Raw genomic sequence first — 21,489 nt, forward strand, 5'->3', positions numbered from 1 at the left:
GGTCAGCGCGAGGGCGACGGAGCGTTTGTCGACGCCGGGGCGCTTCTCGACGAGACCGGCGTCGACCAGCGCCGCGACGGCGCGCACCGCCGCCGGATGCGAGAGCGCGACGGCGTCGCGCAACAGTTCGATCGACGCGTCCGGATACTGGCCGATGGCGTTCAGCATCGCCCGCGCGGTGGGTCCGGCGAGCGCCGCGACGGAATCGAGCGCGACCATTTCGTCCATCACCAGCACGGCGAGCGCGCCGAGCAGGTTTTCCGTGCGCTGAGTCATACGCCTCCCAATACATGCAATCTGCACATATGCAGTCTGCACATGTTCGGGGGGAAAAACAAGCACAAACAAAAACCGTCGCGCAAGTGGCGAACGAAAGCAGTAGGACCAATTTTGCACACTTGGTGTTGATGTACGACAACTTTGTGGTATGGTCGCGATCCCAAATACTGAAGCGATGACCGACGCCCCGTTGTGCAGGGGCTTGTAGCGCGTCGGCAATCCGCTCAGACCACCCCGACTCTCGCGACAGCTGAACCAATCGACCATGTTGTCTGACATTTCTGCATCAAGACGTAAATTCCTCCTGACGGCCGTGCTCGCGCTGCCGACGATGGGCGTCTTCGTCAACACGCTGAGCGCCGCCGAGGCCGCCGAAATGGCCGCGCCGGATCTGAAAACCTATCGTCCGGCGTTCTTTTCGGCCGAGGAATGGGCGTTCATGCTCGCGGCCTGCGACCGTCTGATTCCCGCCGACGGGCGCGGTCCCGGCGCGCTGGAAACCAACGTGCCGGTCTTCATCGATCAGCAGATGCATGGCGATTTCGGCCGCGAGATTTATCTGCAAGGGCCGTTCAATACACAGGCGCCGAAAGAGCTCGGCTATCAGCTGCCGTACACGCCGCAGCAGATCTATCAGCGCGGCATCAAGCTGACCGATGCGTATTGCCGCCAGAAGTATCACAAGCGTTTCAGCGAACTCGACGCGGCGGCGCAGGACGTCGTGCTGAAAGCGCTGCAGGACAACGTCATCCACTTTGCCGACGGCGGCGAAAGCGCGCTCAAGGCCAGCCAGTTTTTCGGCGAGATGATTTCGGATTCGAAAAACGGCTATCTCTCCGATCCGATGTACGGCGGCAATAAAGGCATGAAAGCCTGGATTGCCATTGGTTTTCCCGGCGCCCGGGCGAGCTTCCTCGAATGGGTCTCGCAGCACAACGTGAAATATCCGCTCGGGCCCGTGAGCCTGAACGGACTTCGCGCTTGAGCGCAGGACTTTCGCGCGCGTGATCGCGTGACCGATCGCGAAGCACTTCGCGTACTCAGAATCAACGAGGAACACCGTGGCAAAAATAACCAATGACGCAGTCGACGTCGTCGTCGTCGGACTGGGCTGGGCCGGCTCGCTCATGAGCATCGAACTCGCGCAGGCAGGCCTGAAAGTGCGCGCGCTCGAACGCGGCGAAGACCGCAGCAATGCCGACTTCGCGTATCCGAAGCCGGCCGATCAATACGCCTATGGCGTGCGCAACAAGATCATGGTGACGCCGCGCGACGGCGCGCTCACCGTGCGCCATTCGGCGCAGGATACGGCGCTGCCCACGCGCAAGTGGGGCGCTTTCGTGCCGGGCACCGGCGTGGGTGGTTCGGGTCTGCACTGGACCGGCGTGCTGATCCGTCCGACGCCGACCGACCTCAAGCTCAAGACTTACGCCGATCAGGCCTACCAGAAAGGCCAGCTCGAAGACGGCATGCAGGTGCAGGATTTCCCGTTCACGTGGGACGAGATCGAGCCGTACTACGACTTCTTCGACAAGGTCTGCGGCCTTTCGGCGAAGACCGGCAATCTGCGCGGCAAGATCATGCCGGGCGGCGATCCGTTCGAAGGTCCGCGTTCGAACCCGGCGCCGCTGCCCGCGCTCGAAGACACGCTGAACAACACGATGTTCGCCGACGTGGCGCGCAAGCTCGGCTATCACCCGTTTCCGAATCCTTCGGCGAACGTGTCGCGCGCGTGGACGAATCCGTACGGCAATCAGATCGCGCCGTGCAATTACTGCGGCTATTGCAGCAAGTATCCGTGCCTGAACTTCTCGAAGGCGTCGCCGCAGACGGCGGTGCTCGACGCGCTCAAGCGCATGGATAACTTCTCGTATCGCGTGAACGCGAACGTGCTGCGCGTGGACATGCACGCCGACGGCAAGACCGCGAAGGGCGTGACCTACGCCGACGCGCACGGCAACGAAGTATTCCAGCCCGCGAAGATCGTCGTGCTGGCGGGCTTCCAGTTCGTCAACGTGCGACTGATGCTGCTGTCGGGCATCGGCAAGCCGTATGACCCGGTGAGCGGCAAGGGCACCGTCGGCAGAAACTACGCATTCCTGAGTAATGGCGGCGCGACGCTGTTCTTCAAGGATAAAAATTTCAATCCGTTCGCCACGGCGGGCGCGACCGGCCAGATGTTCAACGACATTTCGCCGGGCAATTTCGACGGTCCGTCGCTCGGCATTCTCGGCGGCGCGAAGATTCACAGCTCGCAGTCGAGCGGCGCGCCGATCGGCACCGCGCTGCCGCACGGCACGCCCGCGTGGGGCAAGGGCTGGAAGGAAGGCATGCAGGACTGGTACGGCCATTCGATGAAGATCAGCATCACGACGAGCTGCATGTCGTATCGCGATCACTATGTCGATCTGGATCCGACCTACAAGGACCCGTGGGGGCAGCCGCTGTTGCGCATCACGTTCGACTGGAAACAGAACGAACTGAAGCTGCAGCAGCATCTGCGCAAGATCGTGCTCGACGTCACGAAGGAACTGAATCCGGACAGCTATTCGGAAAGCTTCCTCGCGATGGACTCGCACTGGGACATCACCAAATACGTTTCGACGCACAACGTCGGCGGCGCGGTGATGGGCGATTCGCCGGAAACCAGCGCGCTGAACCGCTATCTGCAAAGCTGGGACGTGCACAACGTGTTCGTGCCGGGCGGCAATGCGTTTCCGCAGAATTTCCAGGCCAATCCGACCGCGACCATCGGCGCGATCACGCTGTTCGCCGCTCGCGCGATCAAGGAACAGTACCTCAAGAACCCCGGTCCTCTCGTGCAGGCATGATCGTCATGAATTTCCTCAAGACCTTTACGTCCGCGGCGCTCGTGACGGCCGTGGCGCTCGGTGCGTCGTTGGCCGTGCATGGCGCATCGGCGCAAACCGGCGCGGCCGTGCAAAACGCGCAGAATCCGCAAACCGCACAGGCCGCGCTCATCAAGCAGGGCGAATATCTGGCGCGCGCGGGCGACTGCATGGCGTGTCACAGCGCGGCCGGCCGCAAGCCGTACACGGGCGGCTTGCCGATCGTGAGCAACATCGGCACGATCTATTCGACCAACATCACGCCGGGCAAGCAGAACGGCATCGGCAATTACACCGAGGCGCAGTTCGCCGCCGCCGTGCGTAAGGGCATTCGCGCCGACGGTTCGCATCTGTATCCGGCGATGCCGTATCCCTCGTACGCGAAGGTGTCGGACGCCGATATTCACGCGCTCTACACGTACTTCATGCAAGGCGTTGCGCCGAGCGACGATGCCGCGCCGGAAACCTCGCTGAGCTTCCCGTTCAACCAGCGTTGGGGCATGGCGCTGTGGAACTGGGCGTTCACGTCGGATAAACCGTTCAGTGGCCCGGACGGCGCGAGCGAACAGGTGCGCCGTGGCGCGTATCTGGTCGAGAGCCTCGGCCATTGCGGCAGCTGCCACACGCCGCGCGGCTTCGCGATGAACGAGAAGGCGCTCGACAGCAGTAACGCGCTCTTCCTCGCGGGCGGCCAGCTCAACGGCTGGAATGTGCCCGCGTTGCGCGGCATGTCGCGCTGGAGTCAGCAGGACATCGTCGATTATCTGGAGACGGGTCGCAACAGCCAGGCGGCGGTTGCGGGCGAAATGACGTCGGTGGTCTATAACAGCACCTCGCATCTGAGCGACGCCGATCTCAACGCGATTGCGGCGTATCTGAAGACCTTGTCGGCTTCGGGTACGGCTGTGGATACCGCGCAAGCCGCAGCGCCCGACGGCGCGAGCGCGACGACTGCGAAGCTGACGGCGGCGCAGAATCTCACGCTCGGCGAGCGGCTCTATGTCGACAATTGCAGCGCGTGTCACTTCGTGAATGGCCGCGGCGCGCCGCGCGTGTTCCCGCATCTCGACGGCGCGACCGTGGTGAACGCGAAGGACCCGACCGGTCTCATCAACGTGATTCTCGCGGGCGCACAAACGCCTTCGACGGCAAAAGCGCCTTCGGTGTTGCCAATGCCGGGCTTCGCTTACCGTTTGAGCGACGACGAAGTGGCCGCGCTGGCGACTTTCGTGCGCGGCGGCTGGTCGAATCACGCGGGCGCGGTGGACGCCGGTCAGGTCGCGAAAGTACGTAGCGCGATGAAACACGATTGACGTTTCAGCCATCCGCAAAAAAGCGGCGTCGCGCTCTGCGTGATGCCGCTTTTTTTATGGTTATTCCGCACTGTTTCAGGGCGCGGCAAGGTTTTAAAGATCTGACGAAAAGACTTTTTAAACGACCTCTAAAGCAGCGCGAGATTATTGCCGTTATTGCAAGTATCTCAACGACTAATCGGCCACCGCCGGCACCCGCAGCATGCGCAATGTAACCGTACGGGCCAGCCTGCTGGCTGTCCTCGCCATCTTCTCGACGATGATTCTGCTGGGCGGGCTGATGGGCATCACCGCGCTGCATAGCGCGAATGGCAATACTCAATCGTTGCGGGAAATGGCGCGGCAGACCATCCTCGTCAACGATGCCTACAAGGACACCGCGCGCACGCGTTCGGCGCTGATGCGCGCCTACACGGCGCTCAAGGAGCGCAACGATACCGCCGGACGCGACGCCGCGCTCAAGAGCGCGCAGCGCACGCTCGATCTTTCGGCGAGCGAAACGCAGGCGTTCCAGAAGGCCGAGCCGTTCGACGGCATGGACGCATCGCTCAAGGCGAGCCTGATCGATTCGTCGGGGCAGCTCGCGACGAGTCTCGCGCGTGCCCGCGATGCGCTCGCAAGCGGCGATACCGGCGCGTACGCCACGCTCAACGACAGCGCGATCACGTCTTCGGGCGCGGCGTATTCGGCTAACGTCGAGAAATTCCAGCAACTGGCGAACCAGCTTTCCGAAACCGGCCTCGCGAACGCCAACACGCAGTATCAGTGGATCGTCGGCATGGTGGTGCTGGGTGTGGGTCTCGCGATGGCGCTGATCGTCGCCACGCATTTCGCGCTGCGCCGCGTGGTGTCCCAGCCGCTCGCGCTCGCGGCGGACGTGCTCGATAGCATCGCGTCGAACGACCTCACGGTGCAGGTGCCGCAAGCGAGCGGCAACGAAATCGGCCTGCTGTTCGCGGCGATGCAACGCATGAAGTCGGGGCTCACGCAGACGGTGGCCGGCGTGCGCGATAGCTGCGAAGCGATCCATACGGCCGCGCGCGAAATCGCGGCAGGCAATCTCGATCTGTCGAGCCGCACGGAACAGCAGTCGGCGTCGCTCGAAGAAACGGCGGCGAGCATGGAGCAACTGACGTCGACGGTGCGCCAGAACGCCGAGCACGCGCGCGAAGCCAGCACGCTCGCGGGCGGCGCAGCCGATCTCGCGCAGCAGGGCGGCGACGTGGTGAGCCGCGCCGTGCGCACGATGGCGGAGATCAGCGCGAGTTCGAAAAAGATCGCCGAGATCACCGGCATGATCGACAGCATCGCTTTCCAGACCAACATTCTTGCGCTCAATGCCGCGGTGGAATCGGCGCGCGCGGGCGAGCAGGGCCGCGGTTTCGCCGTGGTGGCCGGCGAGGTTCGCACGCTTGCGCAGCGTAGTGCGGGCGCGGCGCGCGATATCAAGGAACTGATCGGCCAGTCGATCAACCGTGTCGAAAGCGGCAATGCGCTCGTGACGGAGGCCGGCAATACGATGGGCGAAATCGTCGGCGCCGTGCGTAACGTGGCGACGCTGATGGGCGAAATCACGACGGCCACGGCCGAGCAAAGCGACGGCATCGAACAGGTCGGTCACGCGGTGAGCCAGATGGATCAGGTGACGCAGCAGAATGCGGCGCTCGTGGAAGAGGCGGCCGCTGCGGCGGGCGCGCTGGAAGCGCAATCGCAGCGCATGCGTGAAGCGGTGTCGGTGTTTCGTCTTGCGCGTGGCTGATGCCGTGAATCAGACGATTGCGGCTGAATAAGCGGCAATCGTCCACGATGTCTTGCGTCGATGTTGCGTCGATTAATCGATACGTAATTCATTCGTGAGAAGTTTTAACAGCGCGTCCACTTTCGGAATCAGTTGCCGGCTCGCCGGCCAGACGAGATAAAGCGGCAAGCCTTCGGTCGCGTGGTCGGGCAGAATCTCGACCAGTTCGCCGCTGTCCAGTTCTCGCCGGATCAACCACGTCGCCAGCTGCGCGACGCCGAATCCGGATTTCACCGCTTCGACCTGCGCCTCCGCGCTGCCGAGCACCAGCCGCCCAGGCCGGTCGCGATGCTCGACGCCCGCATTTTCGCTAAAACGCCAGGCGGAAATACCGCCATCCGCGCGCCCGTATAACACGCGGTCGAGGTGCATCAGCGATTCAATATCGCGCGGCACGCCACAACGTTTCAGATACGCCGGCGACGCGCAGAAAATCAGGCGCTCCGTGCCGAGGTGTCGGCGCGCAAGACCATCGGGTCCGTTCTGCGCGACGCCGATACGCACCGCAATATCAATTCCTTCTTCAATCACGTCGACGAACCGATCGGTGAACGTGACGCGCGGCGTCACTGCCGGATAGTGCTGTGCGTAACGCAGCAGCACGGGCATGACGCGGAATCGTCCAAACGCGACCGGAAGATCGATGCGCAAGCGCCCGATCGGCTCCGATCCATGCGCCGCGAGAACGGCTTCGGCGTCGGCAAGTTCTTTGAGCACGCTCGAACAGGTGGCGTAGAACGCGGTGCCTTCATCGGTCAGCGCGAGACGGCGCGTGGTGCGCGCGAACAGCTTGCAATCCAGGCGCGATTCCAGCCGGGCAACCGCTTTGCTGATGGCCGATGTCGTGAGATTGAGGCGCTCGGCGGCGGCGGTAAAACTGCCTGACTCCGCAGCGGCGACAAAGGCTTCGATGCCTTTCAGGCGCTCGGTGGGCAACACGGCAACCCCTTATTGTGGACTCGATGGAAACAATCGATTGAAATATTGCCGCACGACTTTCTGCTGCGTCAATGATAGATTTCGAGGCCTTGAAACTGGAGGTGCTCGTGTCCACCACGTCGCGTACAACATCGGCCCAGCACGGAGCGGCGCCCGCTCACGGCGCGCTGGCCGTGCTGCTGCTGGCTATTTCGGCTTTCGTGATTGTCACGACGGAATTCATCATCGTCGGATTGCTGCCGGGTATCGCGCGCGATTTCGGTTTGTCCATTGCCAATGCGGGCCGTCTGGTCACGCTGTTTGCTTTCACGGTGATGTTATTCGGGCCCTTGCTTACCGGGCTCGTTTCGCATGTCGACCGAAAGAAGTTATTCGTCGCGCTGCTGTTTCTCTTTGCGTTTTCGAATGCGCTCGTCGCGATGGCATCGAACGTCTGGATCGTGGCCTTGGGGCGCGTGTTGCCCGCGCTCGCGCTGCCGGTTTTCTGGGGCACGTCGAGCGAAACCGCAGCGCAGCTTGCGGGTCCGGCGCGTAGCGGCAAAGCGGTTTCCAACGTCTATATGGGCATTGCGGCGGCGATGGTGTTCGGCATACCGGTTGGCACGCTCGTCGGCAATGCCGTGGGGTGGCGCGGTACGTTCTGGATTCTTGCCGCGCTTTCGCTGGCCATGGCGGTGCTGCTGTTGTTCGTGATGCCCGTGCTTCAAAAACCGGCACGCCTTGAACTTGGCCATCAAATGCAAATTCTCAGGAATCCGATATTTGTCGCCAATCTCGTTCTTTCGGTCGTCGTTTTTACGGCGATGTTCACGTCTTATACGTATCTCGCCGATCTGCTCGAACGCGTGGCGAACATTCCCCGTCACGCCGTGGGCTGGTGGCTGATGGGCTTCGGCGTGGTGGGGCTCGCGGGCAACTGGATCGGCGGACACCTTGTCGGCAAGGACCCGTTGCGCGCGACGCTCATGGCGGCGGCCGTGCTGGCAGTCGGCATGGCGGCTTCGACGCTGTTGATCGGCAACGCGTTCGCGCTCGTGATCGCGCTGGGCGTGTGGGGACTCGCGAATACCGCGCTCTATCCAATTTGTCAGGTGCGGGTGATGCGGGCGGCAGAGCATTCACAAGCGCTGGCGGGCACGCTGAATGTGTCGATGGCGAATGCCGGTATTGGATTGGGTGCGATCATCGGCGGTCTGACGATCGACAGGCTCGGTGTTGCCGATATCGGTTACGTGGCGGCGGCTATTGCGATCGTGGCGGTTCTGCTGGTGCCGTTGATTGCGCGAATGGGCGGCGAACGCGCGGATTAAAAGCGCGTCGCTATTAATCCACGTTCCGATCGCGGTTTTCAAGCGTGTTTTTCAATCGCCACGCCTCGGGCTTCTTCAAGCAGCCAGTGCGCAAAGGCCTGGAGCGGCCCGTCACTCGATTCGATCGGCTCGGGAAGTACGAGGCAAAAGTTTTTCGCCACACTCCCGGCGTCGGGCCACGGCGCAACCAGACGGCCTTCGGCCAGCTCCGCGCCGATATACAGACGCGGCACCAACGCCACGCCGAGGCCCGCGAGCGCGGCCTCGATCAGCATCGCATGCAGATCGTAGCGGGCGCCAATCGCCGAATTCGTCAGCTCGATGCCGGACGCTTGCGCGTAGACCTGCCAGGCGTCCGGATTCTGCCGTCTGTGCAGGCGCGGCAGCGCATCGAGCGACGCGTTTTCCCCCGCTTCCGCGAGCAGCGCCGGACTGCACACCGGCACCAGCATTTCTTCGAGTAAATGATGTCGATGCATGCCCGCCCACGCAGGGTGATCGAAATGAATCGCGGCGTCGAAACCACTGCCCGCGAGTAGAAAAGGCTCCATGCATTCCGCGATATGCACGGTCACGTTCGGATGGCGCTGCTGAAAACGCTTGAGGCGGGGAATCAGCCAGCGCGTGGCGAAAGTCGGAATGGCCGCAATATCGATGCTGGCGCCTTCGGCCGGTTGTCCCATCAGATACAGACTGTCGCGCTCCAGCCGATCGAGAATCTCCCGAACCTGCGCCGCGTAGCGCGTGCCATTGGGCGCGAGCCGGACCCGATTACCCACGCGATTGAACAGCGCCACGCCCAGAAATGTTTCCAGCCGCGCGATCTGGCGGCTGATCGCGCTTTCGGTGAGCGCCAGTTCTTCGGCGGCGCGGGCGAAACTGCCGTGGCGGGCCGCAGCTTCAAAAGCGAGCAGCGCGGAATGGCTGGGAATCTTGCGGCGCACTGCGGTTCTCTCCGTTCGAACGTGCTGAGCGTGTTGACCGTCAGCTTGATTAAATGTCATTGAAGGCTGACTTTATTTCGTTATCTATGCAGCAAACCCCAGATTACCATTACCAAACCGCAATGAATACGAACGCGCCAACTTGTTTCGAAGGAGCAACCGATGATCTACACCGTGGAATGCAGCTTCGCCGATCCGCATAGCGAGACCGAGTGGAACGATTTTTATAGCCTCGACAAATTGCCCGCGCTCATTTCGGTGACGGGCTTTCGCACCTCGCAGCGCTTCAAGGCGATGAGCGCGGGTTGCCCGGTTTATCTCGCCATTCACACGGTCGACAATCTCGATGTGTTGACGAGCGATGAATATCGCCAGAAAGGCGGCGGCAATTTCGCGAAGTGGCAGCAACACATTACGGACTGGCACCGGAATCTCTACAGCGATATTGGCCTTGCGCCCGCAGTGAAAGCAGATGAATGGCTCGTACTTAGCGCAAACGGCCCGGATCCGCTGATTCAGTTGGGCCTCGAACCCCAGGCGATGCAAGCCGTGGCGCTGGAGAAGTTTCCGGAACATCGCTGGCTCGCGGTGCTGCCTCGGAACAACGCGCCGCGCGTCGAGGATTTGCCCGCAGGCCTCTATCTTTACGCACCGATGGCCGATCAATTGACCAGCGCGCGTGCGACTTCGTTCGACCAGAAAGACTGAGCATCGCAATGCCCAACGTGACTTTCTATATCCGCGCGGACCAGATGCCGTCCAATGCGCAGCTTGCCGAACTCTCGCGCGATTGCGTCGAACTCTGCACCGGGAAACTCGAAGCGGAAATCAACCATGTCCACGTGATTTATTCCGCCGTTCGGCATGGACACGGCCAGCCCGTTTTCGCGGAAATCCGGTATCGGCTCAATGCGTTTCGTACGACTGTGGTGATGGACCGGTTCATGGAAAGTCTCGATAGCGCGATTACCCGGCGTACCGGCCTCAAGGCGCGTATTCGTTGTTTTGGCTATGCGGCTTCGACTATTCATGCACGCAATTAGGCGGTCAGGAGAATCAGGATGTCCGCGCAATCTTTTCCCAGCCAGCAAGCCGGCGATTTCACGATCCACGCCATCAGCGACGGTTATCTCAACGCCAGCCTCGATTTCCTTTCGAATATCGACGCTGCTGAAGCGTCGACAATGCAGCGCGCCGCCGGTGAGCAAACGCCGAGTGCCGTGCATATCAATTGCTATGTGCTGCGCGGTGCGGGACGAACCATTCTTGTCGACGGCGGCGCTGGCGGCATCAAGCAATGGGGCGGACGCCTTCAAAATAACCTGCTGCTTGCCGGTATCGAGCCGTCGGCGATCGACACCATTCTGCTCACGCACGCGCACCCCGATCACGTCGGCGGGCTGGTGAATGCCGATGGACGCATGGCCTTTCCCAACGCTGAACTCGTGGTGAACACGCGAGAGATCCGCTTCTGGCTAGACGACGCCAATCTGGCGCGCGCCAGCGAGCGCGCGCGCGGAAACTTCGCAATCGCGCGCCGCGTATTCGACGCTTATGGCGATATCCGCACATTCGACGCAGGCGAAGTGCTGCCCGGCATCCGCGCGATGCCGCTACCGGGTCATACGGAAGGGCATACGGGCTATATCGTCGAAGCGCGCGAACGCAGTTTGCTGATCTGGGGCGACGTCGTGCATTTTCCGCATATTCAGATTCAGCGTCCCGATGTGTCGATCGCATTCGATCAGGATGCATCGCTCGCGGCGAGCACGCGTTCGCGCTTGCTGGACGTGGTGAGTTCGGAAGGGCTGATGATCGCCGGGATGCATCTGGGCGAACTCGGCTTTGCGCGCATCGCGCGAAAGAAAGGGGGCTATGGCCTGCACTACGAGCGCGAAGCCATGCCCCCGCAAGCGGTTCGGCAAGACGTGCCGAGCGCGCTTTAGAAGTTGAATTCCGCCGACATCAGCAACGTGCGCGGCGCGGCATTCGTCACGTACGTGCCTTGCTGAATCCAGTAGCGGCTGCCGAACAGATTCTCGACATTCGCACGCAGCACCACGTCCTTGCCGAGCACCTGCATGCCGTAACGCACGCCGACGTCATAACGCGTCCACGCCGGCAGACGCAGCGTATTCGTCGCGTTGTAGTATTGCGCGCCCGTATGAATGATGCGGCCATTCACGCTCAGGCCCGGAATCCACGGCAGATCGTAATCGGCGCCGAGATTGAAGGCGAACTTGGGCACGCCCGCCGGATCGTGGCCGTCGTTCGTGCCGCCCGCGGTGCCCTGGAGTTTCGGATCGTAGAACGTCGCGCTCGCCATCAGACGCAGATTGCGAAACACTTCGCCGTACGCAGCCAGTTCGAGACCGCGAACGCGCGTCGTGCCGTCGTAACCGTAGATATTCGTAAGCGGATTCGTCACGCCATTCGGCTGCGAAATCTGGAACACCGAAACCGAAGTCAGCACGCGTCCCCAATCGGCTTTCACGCCCGCTTCATATTGATTGGACTTGTACGGCGCAAATGCCTGACCCGCGTTCGCCGTACCGGCCGGTGCGGTGCCGCCGTTCGTCAGGCCCGACGTGAAATTGCCGTACACCGAGATATTCGACAGCGGCTTGATGACGATGCCCGCGAGCGGCGTGATCGCCTGCTGATCGAGCGTGCCCGTTTGCGCGCCCGTCGACGTGTTGTAGTTGTCGAGGCCAATCGTTTGTCGACGGAAGCCGCCGGTAATCAGCAGTCGGTCGTTAAACAACGACATCGTGTCGATCACCTGCTGGCTGTTCAGGCGCGTCTGGCTGCTGCGCTGCATGTCGCCGCGCGCGGTGGTCATCGCCGGAAGCGGAGTGGGGCTGTACAGATTCGACGGCACCGCCGAGGACGTTGCGCCCAGCGCGTAGAAATAGCCGACTTCCTGATTCAGACTCGTGAAACCGGTGACCAGCGTGTGCTTCACGCCAAAGGTGTCGAAGTGGAAACGCAGCCCGGCGTCCACCGATTTCGTGCGCGTGTATTGATCGTAATAGCCGTTGCGCACGCTGAACGCGCCGTCGTTCGTCATGCCGCTCGCCGACGGGAAGTTCTGCGCCGACGTGCCGTAATGCTCGCCCACCGCGCCATACACGGTCACGTGATCGTTGAAGTCGTATTCTGCGCGCGTCATCACGGCCGTGTCGCGCAGCTTGAGCTTCGAGCCCGGATACAGGTTGTTGTACGCGGACGGCACGGCGGGCACGGCCGTCGCGGTGCCGAAACCAATCTGCGAACGCAGTTCGTCGGTGTTTTCGGAAACGTTATACGCGTCAAGCGACCAGCGGAATTGCTTGCTGCGATAGTCGAGCGCCACGGAGCTGTCGCCCTGAAGCTGATTGCCGTGCGCGATGCCGGTCTGACCATCCTTGATCTGGCCGTTCACGCGAATGCCGAACTGGCCTTCGCTGCCGAAGCGGCGGCCAATATCCACCGCCGTACCGAACTGGCTTTTCGACTGATAAAGCGCGGTGAGGCGCGTGAGCGGTTCGTCGTCGGCGCGCTTGGTGACGATGTTGATCGCGCCGCCGACGCTGCCGCCCGGACCCATGCCGTACATCAGCGAGCCGGGACCTTGCAGCACCTCGACACGTTGCAGCAGATTCACCGGCACGCGCGCGGCCGAGACCATGCCGTACAGACCGTTGAGCGCGACATCGGTGGCTTGCACCGCGAAGCCGCGAATCTCGAACACATCGCCGAAACCGCCGCTGCTCTGCTCGGTGCGCACCGAAGCGTTATTCACCACGAGATCGCCGATCGTGCGCGCCTGCGTATCCTGAATGAACTGCTCGGTGTAATTAGTCGTACTGAACGGCTGGTCCATGACGTTGGACGTACCCAGCACGCCCAGCCCACCGCCGCGAGCGACCTGGCCGCCCGCGTAAGGCGCGGGCAGTGCGCCGGGCGCCGAGGTGCTCTTGACCACGACTGCGGGCAGGACCGCGTTCGCGTCCGTCGAGGCGTCGCCTGGATTCGTGGTGGTTTGTGCGTGTGCCGCGCCCGATAGCGCGGCCGTGGCGATCACGCCGAAAACGAGCGTGTGGACTGCGCGAGCGACTGCGGTGCGCTGGCTACCCGGCGCGTGAAATTCCCGTTGAGACATGGTGTGTCGATTGTTGTTAGAGAAAAAGGGCGCGCCGGTGCATTGCGCATCAGAATGCGAATCATTATCAATTGTAAGATAGATGCGCCGTGAATGCAGCAGATGTTTACAAATATTGTCGTCGATACAACACCGTCATAAGCGCCGTCTTGATGCGTTAAAAGTTGACAAGCAGGCGACAAAAGTTGCGTCGGAGTTTATTTTTGACCAAGGAAACTTTCGTGTACTATCGGGACACCTTTTCCTGAATCGACTCATTACGCATGCCGCGAAAACCCGCCACTGCTGCGAAGTTCACGAAAATCCGCGCCGAGGATGAACTCGCCGAAGCCGTGCGCCGACCCACGGGTCCGTTGCGGCCCGTGCGCGACGACATCAATCTGGGCGAGCGGCTGCGCACGCTGCGCAAGGCGCGCGGACTGTCGATCGAGCAGGTGGCCAACAGCGTCGGCGTGACCAAGTCGTTTCTGAGCCGGTTCGAGCGCGACGCGGTGTCGGCGTCCGTTGCCACCCTGCTTAAAGTCTGCGATGCGATCGGCGTGCGTCCGGGCACGCTGTTCGATCCGCCCGCGACCAACCTCGTGCGTGCGGGCGAAGGCCGGCCGATCAGCCTGGGCGGCGAGGGCATGCACGAGTATCTGATCGCGGGCGTGGGCAACGAGCATCTGATGGCGCTGCTCTCCGTCATCGAGCCGGGCGGCGGCTCGGGTCCGGAGCCGTACAAGCTCAACGCCGCCGTCGACTTCGTGCATCTGAAGGAGGGCGAGCTCGACATGGTGGTGGACGGCGAACTGTATTCGATGAAGGCCGGCGACACGCTCACGTTTCCGCCGACGCTCGCGCACACGTGGCGCAACCCGTCGCAGACGCAGCCCGCCGTGGCGGTCTGGGTCATCGCGCCGCCGATCTGACGAGCCCGCCATGCGACGACACGCCCCGAGCGCGCACGAGAGCGCGAACCTCGACCGCATCGACCATGCGATTCTCGACGTGTTGCGCCGTGATGGGCGCGTGACGTATCAGCGGCTCTCGGAACTCGTCAATCTCACGCCGCGTCCGTGCCTCGAACGCGTGCGCAAGCTGGAAAAAATGGGCGTGATTGCGGGTTACGGCGCGCTGATCGACATGCGGCGCGTGGCGCCGTGCCTCACGCTGTTCGTGCAGGTGGCGCTCTCGAACCAGAGCGGGCGCGCCGCGCAGACCGCCTTCGAAGCCGCGCTCGCGAGCGCGCCGTGGGTGCTCGACGTCTATCTGGTGAGCGGGCAGTTCGATTATCTGATTCGTATGGAGTGCCGCGACATGCATCACTACCGCGAGCTGACCGAAACCTGGCTCGACGACGCACGCTTTCATATCGACAAAATCGCCAGCAGCCCGGAACTGGCGGCGCTCAAGCAAACGCTGGCGTTCTGAGGTTTTTATGAGTCATTCGATTTCTGATTTCGCGCAGATTGATTCGGCATCCGAATTAAATGATGCGACAGAATCGGTCGTCGTGCGATTAACTGCGACGCAAATGCGCTGCCGTGACGACGTCCTTCGACATGACTCGCAGTTTATGCACCGCAATAATTGACGCCGGATTCCAGCGATAAACCGCTAACCGGACCGAGACCGGAAGCACGCCAATATTTACGTGACGCGCCTCGGTGCGCCGCCCCGAAATCCATCCAGCAAGCCACCTCACGAGACCGACGATGAAACGCTACGCCCGCCTTCTGCTGATTACCGCCGCCGCCTGCGCCACTTTCGGCGCGCCGCTCGCGCACGCGAAAGAATGGACCCAGGTGAATGTCGCCACCGACGCCACCTTCCCGCCGTTCGAATCCGTCGCGCCCGACGGCAGCCTCACCGGCTACGACATCGACCTGATTCACGCGCTCTGCGATCGCATGCAGGTGAAATGCAACGTCATCAACGCGGCGTGGAGCGGCATGTTCCCCGGTTTGCTCGGCAAGAAATACGACGCGCTGATCTCGTCGCTCAATATCACCGAGGAACGCAAGCGCGTGATGGCGTTCACTGACGTTTATGAATTCCCGGTCTATCGTTTCGTCGGCCCGAAGAGCGAACATCTTGCGATCACGCCCGAGGGACTGAAGGGCAAGACGATCGCCGTGCAGACGGGCACGCCGATGGACAATTTCATCACGCAGCGTTTCGGCAATGTGGCGACGATCAAGCGCTACGAGTCGGGCAGCGAGCCGTATCTCGATCTCGCTTCGGGTCGCGCCGATCTGCATTTTTCGTATCAGGCGCAGATCGATTCGAGCTTTCTCTCGAAGCCTGAGAATGCGCAGCGCTTCGGCCTGATCGGTCCCGCGTACACGGGCAAGGACAGTCAGGCGCTGGGCGAGGGCGTGGCGATCGCCGTGCGCAAACAGGACGACGATCTGCGCCTGAAGTTCAACACGGCGCTCGCGCAACTGCGCAAGGACGGCGAACTCAAGAAGATCAACGACAAGTGGTTCGGCGCCGGTTCGAACGTCACGCAATAACGCTTACTCGTTTTTAGTTTTCATTCAGACCATGATTGCGGAATACACACGCTCGGTCCTGGCAGCCGGTTCGGTGACGCTCGCGCTGGCGTTCGCGTCCATCGTGCTCGCCACCGCGTTCGGCATGATCGGCGCGCTTGCCAAACTGTCGGGCAAGCCACGCGTGGTGAGGTTGGCCACGCTCTATACGACGGTGGTGCGAGGTATTCCGGATCTCGTCATCATGTTCATCGTGTTTTACAGCTTGCCGGGCGCGATCAATCAGATGCTCACCGCGCTCGGCAGCGACGCCAATTTCGAACTCAATCCTTTCGTTGCGGGCACGGTCACGCTCGGGCTGATTTTCGGCGCGTATATGACTGAGACGTTTCGCGGCGCGCTCCAGCGCATTCCGCGCGGCCAGTCCGAAGCGGGTTACGCCTACGGCATGACCGCGTGGCAGGTCTATCGTCGCATTCTGTTGCCGCAAATGGTGCGTCTGGCGATTCCCGGTTTCACCAACAACTGGCTCGTGCTCGTGAAGGGCACGGCGCTGGTGTCGTTGATCGGGTTGCACGATCTGATGTTTCGCGCGCGTGGCGCGGCGGAGGCCACGCGCGAACCGTTCACGTTCTATCTGCTCGCGGGCGTGTTTTATCTGCTCGTGACGATCGTTTCGCTGATCGCGCTGCATTACGTGGGGCGTCGTTTTGCGGTCGGCGCACGCGAGGTGCGCGCATGAACTGGGATCTTATCTGGCTCAACGCGCCGATGTTCCTGCACGGCCTGCTGCTCACGCTCTGGCTCGTATGCGCTTCGGTGCTGATCAGTTTCGTGATTGCCGTGCCGCTGGCGATCGCGCGCGTGTCGCGCAATCGCTGGGTCGCGTGGCCAGTTGCGGGCTACACGCTCGTCATGCGCGGTACGCCGCTGCTCGTGCAGCTTTTCATCGTCTATTACGGGCTCGCGCAATTCGCGTGGATGCGCGATTCGTGGGTCTGGCCGTGGTTTTCGAACGCCACGTTCTGCGCGATCTTCGCGTTCGTGCTCAACACAACTGCCTATAGCACCGAGATTTTCGCGGGCGCGATCCGCACCGTCCATCACGGCGAAGTGGAAGCGGCGCAGAGTTTCGGCATGAGCCGCGTGCTGGTGTATCGGCGCATCGTGTTGCCGTCGATGTTGCGCGCCGCGCTATCGCAGTACAGCAACGAAGTCATCATGATGCTGCAGGCCACGTCGATCGCCAGCACCGTCACGCTGCTTGATATCACCGGCGTGGCGCGTTACGTCAGCATGAACTACTACATCTCGTTCGAGCCGTATGTGACGGCGGGCGCTTTGTATCTCGTGCTCACGCTCGCGCTCACGCGTCTTTTTCGACTCGCCGAATCTCGCTGGTTGCGGCATCTCGCGCCGCGTGCGCATTGAGGAACGGCATTCATGTCTCCGTTGTTGATCGACAGAATCGGCAAGCGCTTCGGCACGCATACGGTGCTCGACAGCGTGTCGCTACGCGCCGAGCGTGGCGACGTCATTAGCATCATCGGTTCGAGCGGCTCGGGAAAAAGCACCTTGCTGCGTTGCTGCAATCTGCTCGAACAGCCGAGCGAAGGGCGGATTTACGTCAACGGCGCGGAGCTGAAACTGCGTCGCAACGCCCAGGGCGATCTCGAAAGCGCCGACAAGGCGCAATTGCGCGCCGTCCGCACGCGTCTCGCGATGGTGTTCCAGCACTTCAATTTGTGGCCGCATATGACCGTGCTGGAAAACCTGACTGAAGCGCCGATGCGCGTGCTCGGTGTGAAACGTCAGGAGGCGGTGGAGCGCGCGGAACATTATCTCCAGCGTGTGGGCCTCTACGAAAAGCGCGGGGCGTGGCCAACCCATCTTTCCGGCGGACAGCAGCAGCGCGTGGCCATTGCGCGCGCGCTGGCCGTAGAGCCCGACGTGCTGCTATTCGACGAACCGACTTCGGCGCTCGATCCCGAACTCGTCGGCGAAGTGCTGCGCGTGATGCGCGATCTCGCCGCCGAACAACGCACGATGATTGTCGTGACCCACGAAATGGGGTTCGCGCACCAGGTCTCGAACAAGGTGGTGTTTCTGCACCAGGGGCGCGTCGAGGAAAGCGGCGATCCGCACAGCGTACTCGTCTCGCCGCGCAGCGAGCGTCTGCGTCAGTTTCTGAGCGGCGCGCTCAAGTGAGTCGCGCCGCGATTGCGTGCAGCGTGACGCTGCACGAATGCTATTTTTAAAGGAGTTTCCGTCATGTCATCCCAACGTTTCAAGCAGTGCGATCTCTGGGGCGTGCCGTTCGACGGCGAGTCGTCGCTCGGCTATCCGGGCTCGCGCTACGCGCCCGAGCGCGTGCGCAACGCCGCGCGCTGGATCAATATGCGCATTCAGGACGGCAAGGTTTATTGCCTCGAAACCGATGACTTCTTCGAAGTCGGCGAAAATCTGCTCGTCGATCGCGGCGACGTGGCGGTGTCGAACGATACGCTGGCGACGTTCGCGGCCACCGAAGCGGCGGTGCGCGAATCGCTCGGCAACGGCCGTATGCCGGTTGTGATCGGCGGCGACGACAGCCTGCTTTATCCGGTTGCGAAGGGCGTGCACGACGCACTGCCGGGCAAGATCGCGATCGTGCATTTCGACGCGCATCTGGACCTCATGGATTCGAGCGAGGCGCAAGGCCGTTACAGCCAGTCGAGCGGCATGCGTCGCGCGCTGGAACTCGATCGCATCGACGCGCGCCAGTGCATTCAGGTTTGCGAGCGACATTTCAATTTCCCGGCTTCCGGCCGCTTCAAGCACGATAACGACCTCGTGCATCTGTCGGCCCGCGAAGTGCTCAAGCTCGGTCCCGCGGCCACCGTCGAACGCATTCTCGCGCGCACGCAGGGCGCGGATCATATCTTCCTGTCGTTCGATATCGACGCGATCGATCCGGCTTACGCACCGGGCGCGGGCGCGCACGAACCTGGCGGCATCAGCTCGGCCGAAGCGCTCGAAATGGTGGAAATGCTCGCGCCGCATTGCGTGGCGATGGCAATCACGGAAGTGAATCCGACCACTGATGTCGGCGACATGACTTCCACGCTCGCGGCTTATCTGGCGTTTTCGTTCGCGGTCTATGGCAGTCAGCGCAGCTAAAGCGCTTGATTTCACGCGCATACAAGCGCATAAAAGCGCAGCCGAATCGGCTGCACAAGCGCGCGATAACGGCAGGGAAGGGGCGTGGCGGACGGCGAAATCGCAATGATCCGCACGCGGTATCTGGAAGAATAATCGGATCGTGGATCGTATGACGATCTGGATTCCAAATTAATTTCCGCTCCGCCATGTCTCAGCAAACCACCGATACTGTCCTGATGGTGCGCCCCGCGCGCTTCGCGTTCAATCCGGAAACCGCGCGCGACAATCTCTTCCAGCACGACGCGCCTCAGCGTGAGGGCATACATCGCGCGGCGCTCGCCGAATTCGAGGCTTATGTCGATGCCTTGCGCGCGCGCCGCATCAACGTGCTCGTTGTCGACGACACGCTCGATCCGCCCACGCCCGACTCGATCTTTCCGAATAACTGGTGGTCGTCGCATGCGGACGGCTCGCTCGTGCTGTATCCGATGCGCGCGCCGAACCGCCGCGAGGAACGGCACGGTCCGGTGCTCGGCGCGCTCGCGCGGCATGCGCAATGGCCGGTCACGGTCGATCTGAGCGGCTACGAGCGCGAAGCCGTTTTTCTCGAAGGCACCGGCAGCGTGGTGTTCGATCGCGATACGCGGCGCTGCTATGCGTGCCGTTCGCCGCGTACGCATCAGCAGGTGCTCGATGCGCTTACGCAATGGCTCGGCTACGAGACGATCGTTTTCGATGCCGTGGACGCGCGCGGCGCGCCGATCTATCACACCAACGTCATGATGTGGATCGGCACGGCGCTCGCGGGCGTGTGTCTCGATGCGATCACCGACGCGCAGTCGCGCCGCGACGTGCTGGCCAGTTTGCGCGCGGCAGGCAAGCACGTGATCGAACTGAGCGTCGCGCAACTGGAGGCGTTCGCCGGCAACATGCTCGAACTGCGCGATCGCGACGGCGCGCCGATGCTGGTGATGTCGCGCACCGCATGGGCGTCGCTCGACGTCATGCAGCGCGCGCTGATCGAAGCGCACGCGACGCCCGTCGTGGTCGATATCGACACCATCGAGCACGTCGGCGGAGGCAGCGCGCGCTGCATGCTCGCCGAAGTTTTCGCGCCCACGGCGCGCGCATGAACGGAGCGCGATCATGATGATGGTACGGATGGCGCAAGCCGGCGACGCGCCCGCGTTGCTCGCGCTCGCGCGTAGTGCGGGCGTGGGCATGACGTCGTTCATGCCCGATCTCGCGATGATCGAGGCGCGCATCGAGCGCAGCGTTCAGACGCTCGCGGGTACGTTGCCGCTTGCGCAGCAGGGTTATCTGTTCGTGCTCGAGGACACGCTCGATGCGCGCGTGGCGGGCGTCTCGGGCATCGAAGCAGCGGTGGGGCTCGACGCGCCCTGGTACAACTATCGCATCGGGCGTTATCTGCATACGTCGCGCGGCGTGGGCGTGAGCAGCGACGCGTCGGCGCTGTTTTTATCGAACGACCACACGGGCCACAGCGAATTGTGCACGCTGTTTCTCGCGCCGGAGTATCGGCGCGACGGCAACGGCGCGCTGCTGTCGAAGGCGCGTTTCATGTTTATCGCGGCGTTTCGCGAACGCTTCACGCAAACGCTCGTGGCCGAAATGCGCGGCGTGACCGACGCGAGCGGACGTTCGCCATTCTGGGACGCCGTGTGCAGGCCGTTTTTTCGCATGGAGTTCGCCGAAGCGGACCGCCTCGTGGGACTGGGCCGCAAGTCGATCATCGCCGAATTGATGCCGCGTCATCCGCTCTATATGGCGCTGTTGTCGCGCGAGGCGCGCGAAGTGGTCGGCGAAGTGCATGCGCAGACGGCGCCAGCGCGCGCGTTGCTCGAATCGGAAGGGCTGCGTTTTGCCGATTACGTCGATATTTTCGATGGCGGCGCGACCTTGCAGGGCGATATCGATCGATTGCGTATCGTGCGCGAAAGTCGGCGGCAATCGATTGACGATGTGATGGCGCAGCCGACGCAAACGCTGTTGATCGCGAACGACGCGCTCGATGCGTTTCGTGTGACGAAAGCGCAGGTCGGCGAGTCGATGCGCGCGCATCGCTCGGCGTTGCTGGAGACGTTGAATCTGGCCGGAACGGCCGCGATTCGAACCGTGGATTTGCGCCCCGCGCCCGCTGCTTGTGCGTGATGCGCGCAAACGGTGCAAAGGGGCGGAAGGCGCGATTTTACGTGTGCTTTCCGTGCGCTGTCCGCGCCTGGTCCGTTAGGGCGAGCCGGGCATGCACGGGTGGCGCGCTTTTTGCGTCTACGT

The 21,489-nt window shown here is 62.3% G+C and carries 21 protein-coding genes; 17 read left to right on the forward strand and 4 right to left on the reverse strand.

What is annotated here, in order from left to right; translation table 11 throughout:
- Positions 1–276, reverse strand: a 276-nt coding sequence (locus G3N97_RS20585; protein WP_205994854.1) for a MarR family transcriptional regulator, incomplete at its 3' end; no start/stop codon positions are given.
- A 268-nt stretch (positions 277–544) separates the two neighbouring features.
- Here G3N97_RS20585 and G3N97_RS20590 point away from each other — a divergent pair.
- The 4 genes from G3N97_RS20590 (at position 545) to G3N97_RS20605 (ending at position 6,200) form a co-directional block, all read left to right on the forward strand.
- A complete protein-coding gene (locus G3N97_RS20590) occupies positions 545–1,264 on the forward strand; it encodes a gluconate 2-dehydrogenase subunit 3 family protein (RefSeq protein ID WP_205994855.1) in 720 nt (239 codons plus the stop codon).
- A 76-nt stretch (positions 1,265–1,340) separates the two neighbouring features.
- Positions 1,341–3,110: a GMC family oxidoreductase gene (locus tag G3N97_RS20595; protein ID WP_205994856.1), complete on the forward strand. Its 1,770-nt coding sequence runs from the start codon at positions 1,341–1,343 to the stop codon at positions 3,108–3,110.
- A 5-nt stretch (positions 3,111–3,115) separates the two neighbouring features.
- A complete protein-coding gene (locus G3N97_RS20600; protein ID WP_205994857.1) occupies positions 3,116–4,441 on the forward strand; it encodes a cytochrome c in 1,326 nt (441 codons plus the stop codon).
- Positions 4,442–4,643: 202 nt separating this feature from the next.
- The gene (locus G3N97_RS20605; RefSeq protein WP_205994858.1) at positions 4,644–6,200 is read left to right on the forward strand and encodes a methyl-accepting chemotaxis protein; all 1,557 of its coding nucleotides are present in this window, start codon (positions 4,644–4,646) and stop codon (positions 6,198–6,200) included.
- Positions 6,201–6,272: 72 nt separating this feature from the next.
- Here G3N97_RS20605 and G3N97_RS20610 read toward each other — a convergent pair whose 3' ends face one another.
- A complete protein-coding gene (locus tag G3N97_RS20610; RefSeq protein ID WP_205994859.1) occupies positions 6,273–7,178 on the reverse strand; it encodes a LysR family transcriptional regulator in 906 nt (301 codons plus the stop codon).
- Between the two features lie 107 nt (positions 7,179–7,285).
- Between G3N97_RS20610 and G3N97_RS20615 the strand changes: the two genes are divergently transcribed.
- Complete coding sequence (locus G3N97_RS20615; RefSeq protein WP_346778096.1) at positions 7,286–8,488, forward strand: MFS transporter; 1,203 nt, start codon at positions 7,286–7,288, stop codon at positions 8,486–8,488.
- Positions 8,489–8,526: 38 nt separating this feature from the next.
- Here G3N97_RS20615 and G3N97_RS20620 read toward each other — a convergent pair whose 3' ends face one another.
- Positions 8,527–9,432, reverse strand: a complete 906-nt coding sequence (locus G3N97_RS20620; RefSeq protein WP_205994861.1) for a LysR substrate-binding domain-containing protein — start codon at positions 9,430–9,432, stop codon at positions 8,527–8,529.
- A gap of 162 nt (positions 9,433–9,594) precedes the next feature.
- Here G3N97_RS20620 and G3N97_RS20625 point away from each other — a divergent pair, with 162 nt between their 5' ends.
- The 3 genes from G3N97_RS20625 to G3N97_RS20635 are packed head-to-tail and all read left to right on the forward strand — an operon-like array spanning position 9,595 to position 11,378.
- Entirely contained in the window at positions 9,595–10,140 is a 546-nt protein-coding gene (locus G3N97_RS20625) for a sugar ABC transporter (RefSeq protein ID WP_205994862.1), read from the forward strand.
- Positions 10,141–10,148: 8 nt separating this feature from the next.
- The gene (locus G3N97_RS20630; RefSeq protein ID WP_205994863.1) at positions 10,149–10,475 is read left to right on the forward strand and encodes a hypothetical protein; all 327 of its coding nucleotides are present in this window, start codon (positions 10,149–10,151) and stop codon (positions 10,473–10,475) included.
- Between the two features lie 18 nt (positions 10,476–10,493).
- Positions 10,494–11,378, forward strand: coding sequence for an MBL fold metallo-hydrolase (locus tag G3N97_RS20635; protein ID WP_205994864.1), 885 nt, complete (start codon positions 10,494–10,496; stop codon positions 11,376–11,378).
- Here G3N97_RS20635 and G3N97_RS20640 read toward each other — a convergent pair.
- Entirely contained in the window at positions 11,375–13,576 is a 2,202-nt protein-coding gene (locus G3N97_RS20640) for a TonB-dependent siderophore receptor (protein WP_205994865.1), read from the reverse strand. The genes G3N97_RS20635 and G3N97_RS20640 overlap by 4 nt on opposite strands.
- A gap of 263 nt (positions 13,577–13,839) precedes the next feature.
- On the opposite strand from G3N97_RS20640, the gene G3N97_RS20645 reads away from it, so the two are divergent.
- The 9 genes from G3N97_RS20645 (at position 13,840) to astA (ending at position 21,366) form a co-directional block, all read left to right on the forward strand.
- Positions 13,840–14,487: an XRE family transcriptional regulator gene (locus G3N97_RS20645; RefSeq protein ID WP_205994866.1), complete on the forward strand. Its 648-nt coding sequence runs from the start codon at positions 13,840–13,842 to the stop codon at positions 14,485–14,487.
- Positions 14,488–14,497: 10 nt separating this feature from the next.
- Positions 14,498–14,989 (forward strand): Lrp/AsnC family transcriptional regulator, encoded by a 492-nt coding sequence (locus G3N97_RS20650; protein ID WP_205994867.1) that lies wholly within the window; start codon positions 14,498–14,500, stop codon positions 14,987–14,989.
- 284 nt (positions 14,990–15,273) lie between these two features.
- Positions 15,274–16,074, forward strand: coding sequence for a transporter substrate-binding domain-containing protein (locus tag G3N97_RS20655; protein WP_205994868.1), 801 nt, complete (start codon positions 15,274–15,276; stop codon positions 16,072–16,074).
- 31 nt (positions 16,075–16,105) lie between these two features.
- Positions 16,106–16,795, forward strand: a complete 690-nt coding sequence (locus G3N97_RS20660) for an ABC transporter permease subunit (protein ID WP_205994869.1) — start codon at positions 16,106–16,108, stop codon at positions 16,793–16,795.
- Positions 16,792–17,484, forward strand: a complete 693-nt coding sequence (locus tag G3N97_RS20665; protein ID WP_205994870.1) for an ABC transporter permease — start codon at positions 16,792–16,794, stop codon at positions 17,482–17,484. Before G3N97_RS20660 ends, G3N97_RS20665 begins: the two co-directional genes overlap by 4 nt.
- Positions 17,485–17,496: 12 nt before the next feature.
- Positions 17,497–18,261, forward strand: a complete 765-nt coding sequence (locus G3N97_RS20670; RefSeq protein ID WP_205994871.1) for an ATP-binding cassette domain-containing protein — start codon at positions 17,497–17,499, stop codon at positions 18,259–18,261.
- A 63-nt stretch (positions 18,262–18,324) separates the two neighbouring features.
- Positions 18,325–19,212, forward strand: coding sequence for an arginase family protein (locus tag G3N97_RS20675; protein ID WP_205994872.1), 888 nt, complete (start codon positions 18,325–18,327; stop codon positions 19,210–19,212).
- 188 nt (positions 19,213–19,400) lie between these two features.
- Positions 19,401–20,327 (forward strand): arginine deiminase-related protein, encoded by a 927-nt coding sequence (locus G3N97_RS20680; protein WP_205994873.1) that lies wholly within the window; start codon positions 19,401–19,403, stop codon positions 20,325–20,327.
- A 13-nt stretch (positions 20,328–20,340) separates the two neighbouring features.
- Entirely contained in the window at positions 20,341–21,366 is a 1,026-nt protein-coding gene (astA, locus tag G3N97_RS20685; RefSeq protein ID WP_205994874.1) for an arginine N-succinyltransferase, read from the forward strand.
- The last annotated feature ends 123 nt before the right edge of the window (positions 21,367–21,489 follow it).

The organism is Paraburkholderia sp. Ac-20347 (assembly GCF_017104805.1).
Taxonomy (GTDB): Bacteria; Pseudomonadota; Gammaproteobacteria; order Burkholderiales; family Burkholderiaceae; genus Paraburkholderia; species Paraburkholderia tropica.